This is a genomic window from Amycolatopsis sp. NPDC051061 (genome assembly GCF_040682935.1).
GTDB lineage: Bacteria > Actinomycetota > Actinomycetes > Mycobacteriales > Pseudonocardiaceae > Amycolatopsis.
On sequence record NZ_JBFBBZ010000031.1, the window covers coordinates 70,309 to 88,172 of the forward strand.

At 71.3% G+C, this 17,864-nt stretch carries 16 protein-coding genes; 10 read left to right on the plus strand and 6 right to left on the minus strand.

Annotated features, from left to right (window positions below; genetic code table 11):
- Positions 1-585 precede the first annotated feature (585 nt).
- The 3 genes from AB0N03_RS34425 to AB0N03_RS34435 all read left to right on the plus strand — a co-directional run bounded on the left by AB0N03_RS34425 (position 586) and on the right by AB0N03_RS34435 (position 4,639).
- The gene (locus AB0N03_RS34425) at positions 586-1,431 is read left to right on the plus strand and encodes an RIO1 family regulatory kinase/ATPase (protein ID WP_364380784.1); all 846 of its coding nucleotides are present in this window, start codon (positions 586-588) and stop codon (positions 1,429-1,431) included.
- 328 nt (positions 1,432-1,759) lie between these two features.
- Complete coding sequence (locus AB0N03_RS34430) at positions 1,760-3,355, plus strand: DEAD/DEAH box helicase (protein ID WP_364380602.1); 1,596 nt, start codon at positions 1,760-1,762, stop codon at positions 3,353-3,355.
- A 108-nt stretch (positions 3,356-3,463) separates the two neighbouring features.
- Positions 3,464-4,639, plus strand: a complete 1,176-nt coding sequence (locus tag AB0N03_RS34435; protein WP_364380605.1) for an 8-amino-7-oxononanoate synthase — start codon at positions 3,464-3,466, stop codon at positions 4,637-4,639.
- A 117-nt stretch (positions 4,640-4,756) separates the two neighbouring features.
- Here the strand turns inward: AB0N03_RS34435 and AB0N03_RS34440 are convergent, their stop codons facing one another.
- Positions 4,757-5,191 (minus strand): GNAT family N-acetyltransferase, encoded by a 435-nt coding sequence (locus tag AB0N03_RS34440; protein ID WP_364380608.1) that lies wholly within the window; start codon positions 5,189-5,191, stop codon positions 4,757-4,759.
- Between the two features lie 18 nt (positions 5,192-5,209).
- Complete coding sequence (locus AB0N03_RS34445; protein WP_364380610.1) at positions 5,210-6,025, minus strand: serine protease; 816 nt, start codon at positions 6,023-6,025, stop codon at positions 5,210-5,212.
- A 247-nt stretch (positions 6,026-6,272) separates the two neighbouring features.
- Between AB0N03_RS34445 and AB0N03_RS34450 the strand changes: the two genes are divergently transcribed.
- Both AB0N03_RS34450 and AB0N03_RS34455 read left to right on the plus strand, forming a co-directional pair.
- Entirely contained in the window at positions 6,273-7,109 is an 837-nt protein-coding gene (locus tag AB0N03_RS34450) for a M15 family metallopeptidase (protein WP_364380613.1), read from the plus strand.
- Positions 7,110-7,207: 98 nt separating this feature from the next.
- The gene (locus tag AB0N03_RS34455) at positions 7,208-8,602 is read left to right on the plus strand and encodes a mycothione reductase (protein WP_364380616.1); all 1,395 of its coding nucleotides are present in this window, start codon (positions 7,208-7,210) and stop codon (positions 8,600-8,602) included.
- Positions 8,603-8,663: 61 nt separating this feature from the next.
- Here the strand turns inward: AB0N03_RS34455 and AB0N03_RS34460 are convergent, their stop codons facing one another.
- From AB0N03_RS34460 to AB0N03_RS34470, 3 genes are all read right to left on the minus strand, one after another.
- Positions 8,664-10,466, minus strand: a complete 1,803-nt coding sequence (locus AB0N03_RS34460; RefSeq protein WP_364380619.1) for a proprotein convertase P-domain-containing protein — start codon at positions 10,464-10,466, stop codon at positions 8,664-8,666.
- Positions 10,467-10,551: 85 nt separating this feature from the next.
- The gene (locus AB0N03_RS34465) at positions 10,552-11,448 is read right to left on the minus strand and encodes an XRE family transcriptional regulator (protein ID WP_364380622.1); all 897 of its coding nucleotides are present in this window, start codon (positions 11,446-11,448) and stop codon (positions 10,552-10,554) included.
- Between the two features lie 154 nt (positions 11,449-11,602).
- Positions 11,603-12,832 carry an MFS transporter gene (locus tag AB0N03_RS34470; protein ID WP_364380625.1) on the minus strand — a complete coding sequence of 410 codons (1,230 nt, stop codon included), beginning with the start codon at positions 12,830-12,832 and terminating at the stop codon, positions 11,603-11,605.
- Between the two features lie 49 nt (positions 12,833-12,881).
- On the opposite strand from AB0N03_RS34470, the gene AB0N03_RS34475 reads away from it, so the two are divergent.
- The 5 genes from AB0N03_RS34475 to AB0N03_RS34495 all read left to right on the plus strand — a co-directional run bounded on the left by AB0N03_RS34475 (position 12,882) and on the right by AB0N03_RS34495 (position 16,948).
- Complete coding sequence (locus tag AB0N03_RS34475; protein WP_364380628.1) at positions 12,882-13,565, plus strand: FadR/GntR family transcriptional regulator; 684 nt, start codon at positions 12,882-12,884, stop codon at positions 13,563-13,565.
- Between the two features lie 193 nt (positions 13,566-13,758).
- Entirely contained in the window at positions 13,759-14,250 is a 492-nt protein-coding gene (locus tag AB0N03_RS34480) for a hypothetical protein (RefSeq protein ID WP_364380630.1), read from the plus strand.
- A gap of 66 nt (positions 14,251-14,316) precedes the next feature.
- Positions 14,317-15,159, plus strand: a complete 843-nt coding sequence (locus tag AB0N03_RS34485; RefSeq protein WP_364380633.1) for a DUF4097 family beta strand repeat-containing protein — start codon at positions 14,317-14,319, stop codon at positions 15,157-15,159.
- Between the two features lie 29 nt (positions 15,160-15,188).
- Complete coding sequence (locus tag AB0N03_RS34490) at positions 15,189-16,145, plus strand: ATP-binding cassette domain-containing protein (protein WP_364380636.1); 957 nt, start codon at positions 15,189-15,191, stop codon at positions 16,143-16,145.
- A complete protein-coding gene (locus tag AB0N03_RS34495) occupies positions 16,145-16,948 on the plus strand; it encodes an ABC transporter permease (protein ID WP_364380639.1) in 804 nt (267 codons plus the stop codon). The genes AB0N03_RS34490 and AB0N03_RS34495 overlap by 1 nt, the downstream gene beginning before the upstream one ends.
- A 45-nt stretch (positions 16,949-16,993) precedes the next feature.
- On the opposite strand, the gene map is transcribed toward AB0N03_RS34495, so the two are convergent.
- Positions 16,994-17,851, minus strand: a complete 858-nt coding sequence (map, locus tag AB0N03_RS34500) for a type I methionyl aminopeptidase (protein ID WP_364380642.1) — start codon at positions 17,849-17,851, stop codon at positions 16,994-16,996.
- Positions 17,852-17,864 lie beyond the last annotated feature (13 nt).

Below are 17,864 nucleotides of genomic sequence, written 5' to 3' on the forward strand. Positions count from 1 at the left end.
GGATGCCGGGCGGGACGTCATGAAAGGGTCGTTCACGACGCTGGACGACAGGAAAGAGTCGTTCATGACGTCGCCACCCTCCGCCAAACGTCGCGCGCGACCGTGACTTTGCCCGGCCCCTGCTCGGTGAGCCTGCCCCCTCATCGTGACCACGCCGGCGGGCGGAATTCAAGGAAAGCGCACGAACGGTCCTTTCGCGCTATTCGGTTGCGCGGCCGCGGATCGGTCCGGCAAGCTGGAGCGCAGCCGGCAGGGAGCCGGGGTTCGAGAGCGGGAGGTGCCTGTCGTGATGGATGTCCGGGCCTTCTCACGCCCTCACCCACCCGCCCCCCGAGGCTGATCACGCGCCCGGTGGGGCACCCCTGACCAAGGAGAACCCCACCAGTGCGCCAGCACGATTCCGACGACTTCGACCTCTTCGGCGAACGCCCTGCCCGCGGCACGCGGTTCGGCGACGAAACCGATGAGCACTTCTCGCAGCGTGCGCCAACCGGCCGCCGCGGGCGGTTCGAGGACGAAACCCGCGAACGCCCCTCCCGCCGGGCGCGGTTCGACGACGAACCTGAACCCACCCGCAGCGGGCGGCTGACCGAAGGCGAACGCGTCCGCCTCGCCAAGCTCCGCGACGACGCCTACACCGAAAATCAGCTGCCGGAGGGCGCCGACCGCTGGTCGACCTGGGACGACGCCGAACACGGCCCGATCCCCCGGCCCGAGTGGGTCGTCACCGAGCTCGCCGCCGTCGACACCGACCTCGGCGTCCTCAAGACCGGCAAGGAGGCCGACGTCCACCTGCTGCGGCGCGGCCTGCCCCGCACCCCCGGCACGCTGCTCGCCGCGAAGCGCTACCGCAGCGACGAACACAAGCTGTTCCACCGCGACGCGGGCTACCTCGAAGGACGGCGGATGCGCCGCTCCCGCGAAACCCGGGCGATGGCGCAGCGCAGCGCGTTCGGCCGCAACCTGATCGCCGAACAGTGGACCGTCGCGGAGTTCGCCGCGTTGAGTCGCTTGTGGACGCTCGGTGCGCCCGTGCCGTACCCGGTGCAGCGCAACGGCACCGAACTGCTCCTGGAGTTCCTCGGCGACGACGACGGGACGGCCGCGCCCCGCCTGGCCCAGGTGCGCCCGGAGCCGGACGAGCTGAAGGACCTGTGGTTCCAGGCCACCGCGGCGCTGGAACTGCTCGCGTCGGAAGGCCTCGCCCACGGCGACCTCTCGGCGTACAACCTGCTGGTGCACCGGGGCCGGCTGGTGGTGATCGACCTGCCGCAGGTGGTCGACGTCGTCGCCAACCCCGGCGGCGTCGAGTTCCTCGCGCGGGACGTGCGCAACCTCGCCGGCTGGTTCCACGGCCGCGGCCTCGGCGAGCACGTCACGAACGTCGACGGGCTGCTGGCGGACCTCGTCTCCGCCGCCGGGCTCGGGTGATCTCGCGGCGGTGTCGCGGGTGTGGCGTGGAACACGCCTGCGACGCCGCCCACAACCGGTTACCTCGATGCGGAGGACCAGCTCCCCTTCAGGTACAGTACGTAAAGACCGCAACCGGCGGCGTGGATGAGTTGGTGTCCGTCGCCTCCAGAGCCACCGAATGGCTCGCGGTGATCCGCAATCCCAAAAGCGGCGCGCAGTGTCGGAAAGCGACAAGACACAGTGTGCCGGGGTCCGTCCCTGTGAACGCCCACCGCACACCATCTTGCCCTGCCTGCGCGCGGGGAGCCCGGGCCTCCTTGTGACGAACCACGTCCGAGAGGCATTTGTGACAGTCACGTTCAACTCTGGTCCTTCCTCGACGTCCGCGCACGCGGACCGTCCCGACCGTCGGCCGCGTCAGCGCCCCGCCGGTGGGGACATGCTGCGCGATGACGCTGTCGAGACCGTGGCGACCAGGACCTTCGCCGAACTGGGCCTGCCGGAGCCGCTGCTCCGCGCGCTGGCCGAGGCCGGCATCACCAGCCCCTTCCCGATCCAGTCCGCGACCATCCCGGACGCACTGGCCGGCCGCGACATCCTGGGCCGCGCCCAGACCGGCTCCGGCAAGACCCTCGCCTTCGGCCTGGCCATGCTGGCCCGGCTCGCCGACGGCAAGGCCCGCCCGAAGCGCCCCCGCGCGCTGATCCTGGTCCCGACCCGCGAGCTGGCCATGCAGGTGGCCGACTCGCTGACCCCGCTGGCCAGGTCGCTCGGCCTGTGGTGCCGCACGGCCGTCGGCGGCATGGCCTTCGCCCGCCAGGCGGACGCGCTCTCCCGCGGCGTCGACCTGCTGATCGCCACCCCGGGGCGGCTGTCGGACCACGTCCGGCAGGGCACCGCGCACCTGGGCGACTGCAACTTCATCGCGCTCGACGAGGCCGACCAGATGGCGGACATGGGCTTCATGCCGCAGGTCCGCGAGATCATGGACCTCACCCCGCCGGGCGGCCAGCGGCTGCTGTTCTCGGCGACGCTCGACGGTGACGTCAACCGCCTGGTCCGGCAGTACCTGACCGACCCGGTCACGCACTCGGTCGCGCCGTCGACCGCGAGCGTCGACACCATGGACCACCACGTGCTCCAGGTGTCGCACCAGGACAAGCAGGACGTCATCACGCAGATCGGCGCCCGCGAGGGCCGCACGATCATGTTCGTGCGGACCAAGCACCACGTCGACCGCCTCGCCGAGCGGCTGCGCGAGCAGGGCGTGAACGCGGCGGCGTTGCACGGTGGCAAGACGCAGGGGCAGCGCAACCGCGTCCTCGCCGACTTCAAGGAAGGCCACACCCCGGTGCTGGTCGCCACGGACGTCGCCGCGCGCGGCATCCACGTCGACAACATTTCGCTGGTGCTGCACGTCGACCCGGCGGCCGACCACAAGGACTACCTGCACCGCGCGGGCCGCACGGCGCGCGCCGGGGCGTCCGGGGTCGTCGTCACGGTGGTCACCAACGACCAGCGCCGCATGGTCAAGCGGATGACCGACCGGGCCGGCGTCCGCGCCGAGTCCACCATGGTCCGTCCGGGTGACGAAGCGCTGTCTCGCATCACCGGCGCCCAGGAGCCCAGCGGCGAGCCGGTCATCGAGCGGCGGCGCGAGAACCCGCGTCGCGGCGGCGGCGGTGGCTTCCGCGGTGACCGTGGCCACGGCGGCTCGAGCCGTGGTGGCTACCGCGGCGGCAGCAGCAGCCAGGGCGAGCGCGGCGGCAGCAGCTACGGCGGCGACCGTGGTGACCGCGGTGGCGACCGTGGCAGCTACAGCCAGGGCTCCCGTGAGGGTCGTCCCGGCGGCTTCGGCGGCCGTGGGCGTCAGCCCCGCTCGGGCAACGGCGGTGGCTACGGCCGCCCGAGCCGTGGCCCGCGTCGCGGCTACGACAGCTGATTTCTTTTCTCGGCAAGTTTTCGGAAGCCCCGGACCGCGGTCCGGGGCTTCCGGCGTTTCCGGGCCCGCTTCCCGGCCGCGCGGAGTCCGGATGGGAGACTGCGGGACGTGACTACGCCGCCGACGCTTCCGCCCGAAGAGGTTTTCGACTGGCTCGACACCGAGGCGGAGAAGCGGGCGAACGCGGGGCTCGTGCGGCAGCTGCGGCCGCGTCCCGCGAAGGCGGACGAGCTGGATCTGGCCGGCAACGACTACCTCGGGCTGGCCCGTGACAAGCGCGTCGCCGGGGCCTCCGCGGCCGCCGCGCTGCGCTGGGGCGCCGGGTCGACCGGGTCACGGCTGGTCACCGGTTCGACCGAGCTGCACACCGAGCTGGAGCTGGAGCTCGCGCGGTTCTGCGGCGTGCAGGCGGCGCTCGTGTTCTCGTCCGGCTTCGCCGCGAACCTCGGCGCGGTGACGGCGCTGTCGGGGTCCGAGTCCGCGATCGTCACCGACAAGTACATCCACGCGTCGCTGATCGAGGGCTGCCGGCTCTCGCGGGCCGACGTCGCCGCGGTCGCGCACTCGACGCCGTCGGCGATCAAGAACGCGCTGGCGACCCGGCGCAAACCGCGTGCGCTGGTGGTGACCGACTCGGTGTTCTCGGTCGACGGCGACCTCGCCCCGCTCGAGGAGCTGGCCGGGATCTGCCGTTCGCACGGCGCGGCGCTGCTCGTGGACGACGCGCACGGCTTCGGCATCCTGGGCGACGGCGGCCGCGGGGCGGTCCACGCGGCCGGGCTGTCGGGCGCACCGGACGTCGTCACGACGTTGACGCTCTCGAAGTCCCTCGGCGCCCAGGGCGGGGCGGTGCTGGGGCCGCGTCGCGTGATCAAGCACCTGATCGACACGGCTCGCAGCTTTATCTTCGACACCGCTCTGGCGCCCGCGAGTGCCGCTGCCGCGCTGGCCGCGTTGCACGCGTTGAAGGAGGAGCCGGGGCTGGCGGAGAAGGTGCTGGAGAACGCGGGCAACCTCGCGATGTCGTTGAAGGCGGCCGGGCTGAAGGTGAGCCTGCCGGACGCGGCCGTGATCTCGGTTCAGGCGCCGTCCGCGGAGACGGCCGTCGCGTGGGCGGCGGCGTGCGCGGAGCAGGGGATCCGGGTCGGGTGCTTCCGGCCGCCGTCGGTGCCGGACGGGATCTCACGGCTGCGGCTGACCGCGCGGGCCGACCTCACGGAGTCCGATGTGGACCGCGCGGTGAAGGTGATCACGGCTACCGCTCCGCGCGGGGCGACCGCCTGAGCCGTACCCCGAGGGTCGGTTCGCGTACCTGGACAGTCGGCTCGCGTGCCTGGACAGTCGGCTCGCGTACCTGGACAGTCGGCTCGCGTGCCTGGACGGTCGGTTCGCGTATCGGCGTTACTGCGGGAGGCGGCGCATCGTGATGTGCGGGATTCCGTCTTCGTCCGTGTACTCCGCGCTTTCCGCGACGAAGCCGTAGCGCGCGTAGAAGCCTTGGACGTACGTTTGCGCGTCCAGGACGTATTCGCCCGGGGTGAGCAGGGCCGCGTCCATCAAGCGGGCCGCCAAGCCCTGGCCGCGGGCGGAGGCCGCCGTCACCACGCGGCCGATGCGGCGGACACCGTCCGGGTCGGCGAGCACCCGCAGGTACGACGTCACCCCGCTCGAGTCCTCGAACCACAGGTGGCGGGTGTCCGGCCGCAGGTCACGGCCGTCCAGCTCGGGGTACGCCGCCTTCTGCTCCACCACGAACACGTCCACGCGCAGGCGGAGGATGTCGTGCAGCTGGGCGGCGGTCAGCTCGGGGCCGGTCGCGTCGTGCAGGGTCGGCATGCCCCCTGCCTATCACGCTCAGCCGAGGAGGCGCGGCTTGGCCTGGGCCTCGATGTCGCTCGTGTACGCCGAGACGCGCGTGTAGACCCCCGGCTTGCCCGCCTTGCCGCAGCCGTCGCCGAACGACACGATCCCGATCAGCGTGTCGCCGACCACCAGCGGACCGCCGGAGTCGCCCTGGCAGGCGTCGACGCCGCCCTCCGCGTAGCCCGCGCAGACCATGGTCCGCTGGTCGTACACGGTGTAGTCGGAGCGGCAGGCACTGTCCGAGACCACCGGGACCTGGGCGCTGCGCAGGTAGTCGGACCGGTCGCCGCCGTCGGCGACGCGGCCCCAGCCGAGCACCGTCGCCCGCGTGCCTTCCCGGTACGAAGCCGCGTCATCGCTGCCGGGCAGCTTCGCGGGCCGGTAGCCGAGCTGGCCGCGGACGGTCATGACCGCGATGTCGTCGCCCTGCGTCGGGTCGTTGTAGCCCTTGCTGATCCAGACCTTCGAGACGCTCAGGACGTCACCCTCGGCGGTGCGTTTGTCCTCGCGGCCGGCCACCACGCGGACGTCCTCCTTCGCGACGGCCTTGGCGCAGTGCGCCGCCGTCGCGATCGCCGTCGAGCTGACGATCACCGCGCCGCAGTACTGGTTGCCGGCCGCGTCGGTCAGGTAGACCGCGTACGGGTGGTCCGAGAGGGAGGCCTTCTCACCGCCGACGATCCGCGGCTGGTCGGCGGACGCCGGGTCCGCCGACGCCGTGCCGACCACCACCGGGACGGCGACCGCGGCGACCGCGAGGAGCGCGCCGCTCGCGAGCAGCAGGGATCGGCGGGACTTCACGGACATGGGTCGTTCCCCCTCTTTCACATCAACACGAGCACATCAACACGAGCAAAATCAACACAAGCAAGACAGCACAAGACGAAGCACTCGACACCCGGATGACTCCGGTGCGTGAACGAGCGGCGCTGAATACCCTAATCGGAGTGGGCCCGAAGCGGTGTCACTGAAACGGGTGGACTCCGCGCTCACCGAACGCTTCTGTCAAGCTGATTCGATGCGGCGGACAGCGACGGCGATATCGGGGGCGGTCATGGCCCTCACGCTGGCCGCCTGCTCGTCGGAGGCGCCTTCGGTCCCGCAGCCGGTGGCCGCGACGCCGTCCTCCACCGCGGTGGCCAAACCCCCCGCCCCGGTGATTCCGGCCCCGCCGGCGACGTCGAGCGCGCCCGTCGTCCCCTGGCAGGTGGGTGCCCGCCCGCTCCCCCTCGGCTCCGGCGGCTTCGGGAAGATCGAGCCGACGCCACCCGAACTGGTGAACCGGGCACTTCCGACAAAAGACGTCTTACCGCCGCCGGCGGACGGCAAGTACCACGCGACCGTCAGCGCCGTGCCCGCCGACGTCCTCGCGCGCAGCACCTGGCAGCCCGGCTGCCCGGTCAAGCCGACCGCCCTCCGCTACCTGACGATGTCCTTCCGGGGGTTCGACGGCCGCACGCACACCGGCGAGATGCTGGTCAACGCGCAGGGCGCCGCCGGGATCACCGAGGTCTTCGGGCAGCTCTTCGCGGCGCGCTTCCCCCTGGAAGAGATGCGCGTGACCAGCCCCGCCGAGCTGACCGCGCCGCCGACCGGCGACGGCAACAGCACCAGCGCGTTCGTCTGCCGCCCGGCGCGCGGCCAGACGTCCTGGTCGGCGCACGCCTACGGGCTCGCGGTGGACGTCAACCCGTTCTGCAACCCCTACACCCAGGGCGACCTCGTGCTGCCCGAGCTGGCCTCGGCCTACCTCGCCCGCTCGAACCGCCGTCCGGGCATGGTCCTGGCCGGTGACGCGACCGTGCGCGCGTTCGCCGCGATCGGCTGGAGCTGGGGCGGTGCCTGGACCAGCCCGAAGGACCGGATGCACTTCACCGCGACCGGCCACTGACCACGTAATACGACGTTGAGCACAGGCGGGAACACCCGCCTCGCACAAGCGGTTGGCTAGGGTGAATCGACCGGAACCGACTCCCCGCGGAGGATGCAGTGCCCCACTACGACCTGGTGATCGTCGGGACGGGATCGGGGAACTCCGTCCTCGGACCCGGTTTCGCCGGCAAGAAGACGGCGATCGTGGAGAAGGGGACCTTCGGCGGCACCTGCCTGAACGTCGGCTGCATCCCGACGAAGATGTTCGTCTACGCCGCCGACGTCGCGTACACGCCTTCGCACAGCGCGAAGTACGGCGTCGACGAAGAGCTGCAGGGCGTTCGCTGGCGAGACATCCGCGACCGCGTCTTCGGCCGGATCGACCCGATCGCCGCCGGTGGCGCGGAGTACCGCCGCAGCCACGAGGACAACAAGAACGTCGACGTCTTCGAGGGCACCGGCCGCTTCACCGGGCACAAGGAACTGCGCGTCAGCTTCTCCGACGGCCGCCCCGACGAGGTGCTGACCGCCGACAAGTTCGTGCTCGCGGCGGGCGGGCGCCCGGTCATCCCGGACATCCCGGGCCTGAGCGACGTCGACTACCACACCTCCGACACGGTGATGCGGCTCGACGAGCTGCCCGAGCGCATCGTCATCCTCGGCGGCGGGTACATCGCGGCCGAGTTCGCGCACGTCTTCGCGTCGTTCGGCGTGCGGGTCACGCTGGTCAACCGCTCCGGGCGCCTGTTGCGCTCGGAAGACGAGGACGTCAGCGCGCGCTTCACCGAGCTGGCCACGGAACGCTTCGACGTCCGCCTGGAGCGCAAGACCGTGCGGGCGCGCACGACCGACAGTGGCGTCGCACTGGACCTCGAAGGCCCGCAGGGCGCCGAGACCGTCGAGGCCGACCTGCTGCTGATCGCCACCGGCCGGAAGCCGAACTCCGACCTCCTCGACGTCGCCGCCACCGGAGTGACCACAACGGACAGTGGACACGTCGTGGTCGACGACTACCAGGAGACCGCGGTCGAGGGCATCTACGCGCTCGGCGACCTTTCCTCGCCGCACGAGCTGAAGCACGTCGCGAACCACGAATCCCGCGTGGTGCAGCACAACCTGCTGCACCCCGACGAGCGGATCACCGCCGACCACCGGTTCGTGCCGCACGCGGTGTTCACCCACCCGCAGGTGGCGTCGGTCGGGCTCACCGAGCAGAAGGCGCGCGACAAGGGCGTCTCGTACGTGACCTCGAAGCAGGACTACGCCGGGATCGCGTACGGCTGGGCGATGGAGGACACGACGGGCTTCGCGAAGCTCCTGGCCGACCCGGCGACCGGGCAGCTGCTCGGCGCGCACATCATCGGGCCGCAGGCGGCGTCGGTGATCCAACCGCTCATCCAGGCGATGAGCTTCGGCCTGGACGCGCACTCGATGGCGCGCGGGCAGTACTGGATCCACCCGGCCATGCCGGAGCTGATCGAGAACGCGCTGCTCAACCTGCCCCTGGACTGACCTGCTCCATAAGGGGCAGCTTCATGGCTTTCAAAGTCCATGAAGGTGCCCCTCATGGCTTTCAGAGGGTGAGGGACCAGGTGTCGAGGGTGCCGGTGTCGCCGGGCCCGTAATCGGTGACGCGCAGCTGCCACTTGCCGGCGGCCGGGGAGGCGGCAGCCGGGACGGTGAACGTCCGCGCGCCGGCCCACGGCGTGCACGTGCTGCCGCCGCTGTACTTCAGCGCGTACGCCCGGCCTCGCGGGTCGAGCAGCGTGATGCCGAGGTCTTCGGCGCACGTGTGGCGGATGGTCAGCGAGACGCCGATCGTGGCGGCCGCGCTGCCGGTGAGCGTCGAGGCGATCGGGCTGAACACCTGCTGGTAGTCGCGGATCGCGTAGTCGGTGTCGTTGCTCAAGGTGCGCCCGCCGCCCCCGGCCTGGGTCCGCGCGGACACCGCCGCGCTCGCGGGAGACGCGTTCCCGGCGGCGTCGCGGGCCTTGACCGTGAAGGAATACGCCGTGTCCGGGTTCAGGCCGGAGACCGTGGCGCCGGTCCCGGCGACGCTCGTCGCGAGCGCGGAGCCGTTGTAGACGTCGTAGCCGGTGACGCCGACGTTGTCCGTCGACGCGTCCCAGGCGAGCGAGACGCTGTTCGACGTAGTGCCGGTGGCACGCGGGTTGCCGGGCGCGCTCGGCGCCGTCGTGTCCCCCGTGCCGCCGCTGGTCACCAGGGTGAGCTGCCACTTGTTGAGCGCCTCGATGACCGGCTGGAACAGGGACAGGTCACCGTCGGACGGGTTGTCCACGCACTGCGACGGGCCGCCGTCGTGCAGGCCGGTGGCCTTGTCGCCGAGCAGCCAGCCGCCGCCCGAGTCACCGCCGAGGGAGCACGCCGTCGTCCAGGTCAGGTCGTCGATGACCAGGCCGCCGCCGTAGTCGACGGACTTGTGCGTGTACTTCACTTCGCCGCACTTCCAGTGCGAAGTGTTGCCGGAGTGGCAGACGCGGTCGCCGACCATCGCCTCGTCCGCGCCGGACAGCGTGACCGCCGGCTCTCCCCACGTGTTCACCGACGCCGACAGGTTCCAGCCCGCCTCCGTCACCGCGACGACGCCCATATCGCCTTCGCGGGCATTGACGCTGTGGGTGCCGCCGACGTTCGACGTGCCGAGCTTGTTCTGCTGGCCCGAAGCGCCGTACGCGGCCTGGTCGCGGTCGTTCGTGCAGTGGCCCGCGGTGAGGAAGTGCTTGGCACCGCCGGAATCCGTCACCGGGAAGCCGACCGAGCAGTTGCTCTCGCTGCCCGGCCACCACGGGTTGCCGGTCTGGATCGTGCCCGACTGCTGCCGCGGCGACGTCGAGGTCTCGGTGATCCGGACGCCGAGATCCTTGACCCGGGAAAGGAAGCTGTCGGTTTCCGCGGTCTTCTTCGTCCGGTCGACGTCGACGCCGACGTCGTTGCCGCGGACGTCGACACCCCAGCCGTAGACACCGGGCACGCCCTTCCCGACCAGCGCCCGGACCGCCGCGTCGGTGCGGTCCAGGTCGGCCTGGCTCCGAGCGACCACGTGGGCCGCCGCACCCGCGGCCCGAGCCTGATCGGCGGCTTGACCGGTGGTGACGGCGACGGTCAGCTTCCCGGCGGCCGCGTCGAACCACTGCCCGGCCGACTCCGCGCGTACCGAGGCGGGCAGGGCGGCGGCCAGCCGGTGAGCGTCGTCCTGGGCCGCGAGCTGGGCCCGGGCCCGGGCCGCGGTGAGTCCGAAGGCGACGGCCACGCCGTCCACCTCGGCCTGCGGGTGGGCCGGCGGAGGCGCCGCCTCGGCGGGCGTCAGCCCCAGTCCGAGCGCGGCCGCGCTCACGACGGAAACGAATCTGCGCATCGGTTTCTCCTCGGATCGGCGAGTGGAGTGCGCAGACCGTAGAACGCGGGAAAGACCGGATTGAAGATCCGGAAGTCCTTAACAGTTAACTGGCGGGCCAGTCCCAGTCGAATCCGTACCGGCCCGGGCCGAAGTTCAACGCGACCCCGTGCACCGCACCGGATTCCGGGACGACATCGGCGTCTTCACCCGGCTCCGCGAAGCGGCGGCACACCGGCGGAACGGCCTCGGGCGAGAACCGGATTTCGAGCACGTATTCGCGGACCGGGAGCCGGAACTTGCGTTCGTAGTTCGTCGCGACCGGGTGCGGCGCGCGATTCACGAGCGTGTGCTCGGTGAGCATCGTTTCGCCACGCAGGAGCGGCCTGCCGAAGAGCAGTTCGACGACGAGGAGGCCGTCTCCCGGCCGGAGGACCCGACGGCCCGCTCGGCAGCCACGCAGATCGCGCAGCTCCGGCAGCGGCCGGTCGTGCTCGTCGAGGTGCAGGATCACCACCCACCGGTCGGGGCCGTCTGCTTCGGCGCGCAGCACCTGCCGCGACCGGATCTCCAGCTCCTCGCGACTGGGACCGACGAGGACGACGTCGTGCTGGCTGAGCCGGGTCAGCCGCTCGTCCCACCGGATGTCCACATCGGACACGGCGGCGTCGATGGGCCGGCCGTCCGGCCAGAACCGCCCGATCTCCGCGTGCGCGGACCGGCGCACCCGCGGCGGCCCGAGCAACGCGACCAGCGAGCCCGCCGGGACCTCGAGGACGGCTTCGAGCTGACCCAGCCCGCGCACCGAGTCCCGTCGTTCGGGACGGCTGCGGCCGGACTGCCAGTAGCTCAACGTCGCCGTCGTCACCGTGACACCGCGAGTCCGCAGGTGCTCACGCAGCCGGTCGAGGCTCAGGCCGCGGGCGCGGATGGCCGCGCGCAGGGCGGCGTCGAACGGGCCCACGCGCAGCAGCGTCCCGAGGTCCGGCGACGGCACGGCCATCCGGTGATCTTAAGCGGTGCCGACTCCGGCGAACCGTATTAACAGTTAAGAATCCGACCAAAAGTAGGCCGGCCCTCGAGCGGCAGGCAACTGTTGCCACGAAAGCCATCCGGCCGTGACTATGGTCGGATTCTTGACGAACGACACAGTAGGATCAGACGAACCGGCGGCGGCCGGCGAGCGCGCCGAACACCATCTGGACGAGCAGCAAGCCCAGCAGCATGGCGAGCGGCACCTGCCAGCCGCCCGCGACGTCGTGCAGCAGGCCGAACAGGAACGGCCCCAGCGCGGCGAACAGGTAGCCGAAGCCCTGCGCCATGCCGGACAGCCGGGCGGTGTCGGCGCCGGTCCGGGCGCGCAGCGCGATCACCGTCAGGGCGAGGGAGAACACGCTCATCCCGAGCCCGGCCAGCAGGCTCCACAGCAGCGGCGACCACGACGGCGCGAGCATGAGCCCGGTCGTCCCGATGAAGCCGAACACGCCGAGGGTGACGATCCAAAGGCCCTGGCCGCGCTGGCGGGCCGCCATCGGCGCGACGACGAGGCTGATCGGGACGGCGATCAGCGAGACCAGGCCGAACAGCAGGCCGGCCTGGTCGCGCGGGACCCCGGCGTCCATCAGCACCTGCGGGAACCAGCCCATCGCGGCGTAGGCGTAGAACGCCTGCAGGCCGAAGAAGATCGTGACGATCCAGGCGAGGCGGTTGCGCAGCAGCGACCGGCCGGCGTCGGCCGCCTCGGCGTGACGCGATGCCCGGCCGGTGCCGCGAGCTGCGAGAATCCACCCGACCAGCGCGACGACGGCCACCACCGCCCAGGCGCCCAGGGCCGGGCGCCAGCCCCCGAAGGCGTCGCCGAGCTGCGGGGTGACCGCCGACCCGAGGGCGCCGCCGCCCTGCAGCGCCGCGGTGTAGACGCCGGTCATGACGCCGATGCGAGCGGGGAAGGAGTCCTTGATGACCACCGGGATGAGCACGTTGATCAGGGCGATCCCGGCGGTGGCGACGAGCGTCCCGCCGAGCACCACGGCCGGGCCGTCGAGCACGCGCAGGACGAGTCCGGCCGCGAGCGCGGTGAGCGCGATCGCGATGGCGGCGCCGATCCCGGCCCGGCGGGCCAGCAGCGGCGCGGCGAGCCCCGCGCCGGCGAAGCAGAGCGTCGGCAACGTCGTGAGCACGCCCGCCCAGACCACGGAGGCGCCCAGGTCGGCGCGCATTTCGGCGAGCATGGGCCCGACCCCGGTGATGGCCGGGCGCAGGTTGAGGGCGGTGAGCACCACCGCGACCGCGAGCAGCGCGCCGGCGGTGACCACCCCCGGCGTCCGGATCTCCACGGCGCCGTCCAGCTCGGGTTCCAGGGCGGATTCACGGTGTTCGACGCGCATGACCGCTACTATCGCATACGTAGGATGATTGGATGAAGGGATAATTCCTGTGCCTCTGGCCACCACCCGGCGGGCCGGCCTGGTCGACCAGGTCATCGAGCAGCTGCGGACCGCGGTCGCGCAGGGCGAATGGCCCATCGGCGAGCGCATCCCCACCGAAGCCGAGCTCGGCGAACAGCTCGGCGTCGGACGGAACACCATCCGCGAAGCCGTGCGCGCGCTCGCGCACACGGGCATCCTCGAAGTCCGCCAGGGCGACGGCACGTACGTGCGCGCGACCAGCGAGGTGTCCGGGGCGATCCGCCGGCTCTGCGGCTCGGAGCTGCGCGAGGTCCTGCAGGTCCGGCGCACCCTCGAAGCCGAAGGCGCCCGGCTCGCCGCGTTGTCGCGCACCCAGGAGGAGGTCGCGGAGCTGTGGTCGCTGCTGGCCCGTCGCGAGACGGAGCTGCGCGAACGCCGCTGGGAGGACTTCGCGCACACCGACGCCGAGTTCCACACGGCCGTCGTCCGCGCCGGGCACAACGGGCTGCTCACCGAGCTCTACCGCGGGCTGACCGAGGTCATCACGGCGAGCGTCGCGGCGACGTCGAGCATCACGCCCGGCGTCGGCCACGTGCCGGAGATCGGCCACGAAGGTCTCGCCGACGCCATCGCGAACCGCGATCCCGACCGCGCCGCCGAGGAGGCCTGCGGGTTCCTCGACGAGCTCCTGGAGCGCGTCGAACGCGCCTGACCCGAACGCCCCAATGTGGCCTTGGTTGCGTTGAACGCACCGAAGGGCCCCTTGGGTGCGTTGAACGCACCGAAGGCCACATTGGGGCGCTTGCCTCGCTGACCTGCGCATCGAGACCAGTGGCATCACTTCTGACCCTTAAGGGTGCCAATTCAGGGTTGTCGTGGCACCACCGTGGTGCCACAGTAGTGCCATGGACCTGACGCCCTTCGTGAACGAACTCCGCCGGGAGCTCGCGGTGGCCGCCGAAGCGGCGGGCGAGGAAGCCGTCGCCCTCGCCGAGCGGCTCACCGCGCCGCTCGAATCGGCGATCCGGCTCACCCTGCTCGACGCGCTCTCGGCCGCGGCCGACGAGATCACCCGCGACCTCGCGCCCGGCTCCGTCGAAGTGCGCCTTCGCCGCCGCGACGCCGAGTTCGCCGTTTCGCTGCCCACCACGCCCGAACCGGCGCCGGCGGAAGCGCCGTCGTCCCCACCCGAAGCCGACGACGGCGCCGTCGCCCGGATCAACCTGCGGCTGCCCGAGCAGCTCAAGCAGCGCGTCGAGGAAGCCGCCGGCCGGGACCGGGTCTCGATCAACGCCTGGCTCGTCCGGGCCGCGACCAGCGCGCTCGGCCCCGGCAAGAGCCAGACCACCCAGCGCCGGTCGGCCTTCGGCGAGAAGTACACCGGCTGGGTTCAGTAACTCCTCTCTTCCTTCACGTCTTCGACCTGCGGAGACGCCACCCGAGCACCCCAGGAGGGCGCAGCCATGCCTGTTTTCCCCACTCCCGAGCCGATCGCGGTCACGATCGACGTGAGCGTCGCGGACGTCCGGATCGTCGCCGGCGAGCGTGCGGAGACCACCGTCGAGGTCACCGCGGCCGACCCGGCCGACAACGAGGACGTCAAGGCCGTCGCCCGGACCCGCGTCGAGTTCGCCCACGGCGAGCTGCTGGTCAAGGGCCCGAAGTACGTCACCAAGCTCTGGGGCAAGGCCGGCGCCCTGCACGTCACGGTCGAACTGCCGGCCGGCTCGCAGATCCAGGGCACCGCCGCGATGGGCGACTTCCGCGTCAGCGGCCGCATCGGGAACAGCCGGTTCAAGACCTCCGTCGGCGACATCCACCTCGACGAAGCCGCCGTGATCGAGGCGAGCACCGCCACCGGCGACGTCACCGTCGAACGCGCCACCGGGCACGCCGAAGTCCACACCGGCTCCGGCGAGCTGCGGATCCGCGAGATCGACGGCACCGCCGTGCTGAAGAACTCCAACGGCGAGACCCGTGTCGGCGAGGTGACCGGCGACCTGCGCGTCAGCGTCGCCAACGGCGACATCCTCGTCGACCTCGCCCACGCGGCCGTGCACGCCAAGACCGCGTCCGGCGACATCCGGCTCGCGGAGGTCGTGCGCGACCGCGTCGTCCTCGAGACCGCCGTCGGCGAGATCGAGGTCGGCGTCCGCGAGGGCAGCGCCGCGTGGCTCGAGCTGAACTCCCTGACCGGCAGCGTGCGCAACACGCTCAGCGCCACCGACGGGCCCGGCGGGAGCACCGAGACCGTCGAGGTCAAGGCCCACACCTACACCGGCGACATCGTCATCCGGCGCGCTTGAAAACTCCACGCACACGAAGGGGAAGATCCATGTCAGACGCCATCGTGGCCGAAGGACTGGTCAAGAAGTACGGGAAGGTCACCGCGCTCGACGGGATGACGTTGTCGGTGCCCGAAGGCACGGTGCTGGGGGTGCTCGGGCCGAACGGCGCCGGGAAGACCACCACCGTCCAGATCCTCACGACGCTGCAGAAGCCGGACGCCGGCCGGGCGACGGTCGCCGGGTTCGACGTCGTGAAGGACGCGCACGAGCTGCGTACGCACATCGGCGCGTCGGGGCAGTACGCCGCCGTCGATCTCGAACTGACCGGGGCCGAAAACCTCGAGATGGTCGGCCGGCTGTACCACCTGGGCACCAAGCGGGCCAAGGCGCGCGGCCGGGAGCTGCTGGCCCGGTTCAGCCTGGGCGACGCCGCCGACCGCCCGGTCAAGGGCTACTCCGGCGGCATGCGGCGCCGGCTCGACCTGGCCGGCGCGCTCGTCGCGAACCCGCCGGTGCTGTTCCTCGACGAGCCCACGACCGGGCTCGACCCGCGGGCCCGCACCGAGCTCTGGGACGTCATCACCGAGCTGGTCGCCGGTGGCACCACACTGCTGCTGACCACGCAGTACCTCGAAGAGGCCGACCGGCTGGCCGACAGCATCGCCGTCGTCGACCACGGGCGCGTGATCGCCCGGGGCACTTCGGACGAGCTCAAGGACCTCGTCGGTGGCGAGCGGATCGAGCTGACCGTCGGCACGCACGACGACCTCGTCGTCGCGCAGCGGGCGCTGGCCCGGCTCGCGAGCGGCGAGCCGCAGGCCGAGGGCTTCCGGCTCACCGTGCCCGTGACCCACGGCGCGAAAGCGCTTACCGAAGCGCTGGCGCTGCTCACCGCGGAAGGCGTCGAAGTCCGCGACGTCGGCGTCCGCCGTCCCACCCTCGACGATGTTTTCCTCACCCTCACCGGCCACGAGGTGGCCGAGACCGTTAAGGAGGCCGTGTGATGAACGCGGTGCAGATGGCCGTGACCGACGGCGTGACGGTCGCCAAGCGCAACTCGATCAAGATCTTCCGGTCGCTGGACCTGCTCGGGTCCCTCGTGTTCACGCCGGTGATGTTCGTCCTGCTCTTCGGGTACGTGTTCGGCAGCGTGATCGACATCCCCGGCCTGTCGTACCGCGAGTTCATGTTGCCGGGGATCTTCACCCTCGCCGTGGCGATGGGCGGCATCGTCACCGGCTACGGGCTGACCGACGACCTGCAGAAGGGCATCATCGACCGGTTCCGCTCGCTGCCGATGTCGCCGGCGGCCGTGCTGATCGGGCGGACCACCGCCGACCTCATCCTCAGCTCGGCGAGCCTGCTCATCATGGGCCTGGTCGGCCTGCTCGTCGGCTGGCGCATCCACACCGGAGTGCTGGAAGCCCTGGGCGGGATCGTCCTGCTGCTGGCGTTCTCCTACGCGCTGTCGTGGGTGATGGGCGCGCTCGGCCTGGCCGTGCGCAAGCCCGAGGTGTTCAACAACGTCTCGATGGTGGTCGTCTTCCCGCTGACGTTCCTGGCCAACACGTTCGTCGACAGCGGACGGCTGCCCGGCCCGCTGCGGGCGATCGCCGACTGGAACCCCGTCTCGGCGGTCACGCAGGCGGCGCGTGAGCTGTTCGGCAACACGAGCGCGGCCCTCCCGCCGCGCGACGTCTGGCCGATGCAGCACGCGATGCTGGCTTCGGTGCTGTGGATCGTGCTGCTGCTGGCGGTGTTCGTGCCGCTTTCGGTGCGCTGCTACCAGAAGGCGACGAGCAGCTGAGTGCGGCAAAGGCCCTTCCTCATCGGAGGAAGGGCCTTTGCCACGTCAAGGCAGGGTCAGGATCTCGCTGCCGTCGGCCGTCACCACGAGGGTGTGCTCGAACTGGGCCGTCCACTTCTTGTCCTTCGTGGTGACGGTCCAGTCGTCGGCCCAGATGTCGTAGTCGATCGTGCCCAGGGTGATCATCGGCTCGATCGTGAAGGTCATGCCCTCCTCGATCACCGTGTCCACCGAGGGCTCCTCGTAGTGCAGCACCGTCGGCGGCGTGTGGAACGCCGGGCCGACGCCGTGGCCGGTGAAGTCGCGGACCACGCCGTAGCCGAAGCGCTTCGCGTACGCCTCGATGACCCGGCCGATCACGTTGAGCTGCCGGCCCGGCCGGACCGCCTTGATCGCCCGCATCGTCGCCTCGCGGGTGCGCTCCACCAGCAGGCGCGCCTCCTCGGAGACGTCGCCGGCCAGGTACGTGCCGTTCGTGTCGCCGTGGACGCCGCCGATGTAGGCCGTCACGTCGATGTTGCAGATGTCGCCGTCCTCGATCACCGTCGAGTCCGGGATGCCGTGGCAGATGACCTCGTTGAGCGAGGTGCAGCACGACTTCGGGAACCGGCGGTAGCCCAGCGTCGAGGGGTACGCGTGGTGATCGAGCAGGAACTCGTGCACCACCTTGTCGATGTCGTCGGTGGTGGCGCCCGGCTTGACGGCCTTGCCGCCCTCCTCCAGCGCCTGCGCCGCGATGCGGCTCGCGACCCGCATCGCTTCGATCACCTCGGGGGTGCGCACGCCGCTGCCGGTGTCCCGCTTCGGTGCCGGCTTGTCCACGTATTCGGGACGGGCGATGGAACTGGGGACGTCACGGCGCGGCGTCTGGACGCCGGGAACCAGCGGGGCACGAACGGACATGCCTCCACCTTAC

Bases quoted from the DNA above. Each gene is read 5' to 3' on its own strand.
- AB0N03_RS34440 (WP_364380608.1), bottom strand. From the start codon at position 5,191: ATGCCGACCCTGCACGACGCGACCGGCCCCGAGCTGACCGCCGCCCAG.
- AB0N03_RS34445 (WP_364380610.1), bottom strand. From the start codon at position 6,025: ATGTCCGTGAAGTCCCGCCGATCCCTGCTGCTCGCGAGCGGCGCGCTC.
- AB0N03_RS34450 (WP_364380613.1), top strand. From the start codon at position 6,273: ATGGCCCTCACGCTGGCCGCCTGCTCGTCGGAGGCGCCTTCGGTCCCG.
- AB0N03_RS34460 (WP_364380619.1), bottom strand. From the start codon at position 10,466: ATGCGCAGATTCGTTTCCGTCGTGAGCGCGGCCGCGCTCGGACTGGGG.
- AB0N03_RS34465 (WP_364380622.1), bottom strand. From the start codon at position 11,448: ATGGCCGTGCCGTCGCCGGACCTCGGGACGCTGCTGCGCGTGGGCCCG.
- AB0N03_RS34470 (WP_364380625.1), bottom strand. From the start codon at position 12,832: ATGCGCGTCGAACACCGTGAATCCGCCCTGGAACCCGAGCTGGACGGC.
- AB0N03_RS34480 (WP_364380630.1), top strand. From the start codon at position 13,759: ATGGACCTGACGCCCTTCGTGAACGAACTCCGCCGGGAGCTCGCGGTG.
- AB0N03_RS34485 (WP_364380633.1), top strand. From the start codon at position 14,317: ATGCCTGTTTTCCCCACTCCCGAGCCGATCGCGGTCACGATCGACGTG.
- AB0N03_RS34490 (WP_364380636.1), top strand. From the start codon at position 15,189: ATGTCAGACGCCATCGTGGCCGAAGGACTGGTCAAGAAGTACGGGAAG.
- AB0N03_RS34495 (WP_364380639.1), top strand. From the start codon at position 16,145: ATGAACGCGGTGCAGATGGCCGTGACCGACGGCGTGACGGTCGCCAAG.
- map (WP_364380642.1), bottom strand. From the start codon at position 17,851: ATGTCCGTTCGTGCCCCGCTGGTTCCCGGCGTCCAGACGCCGCGCCGT.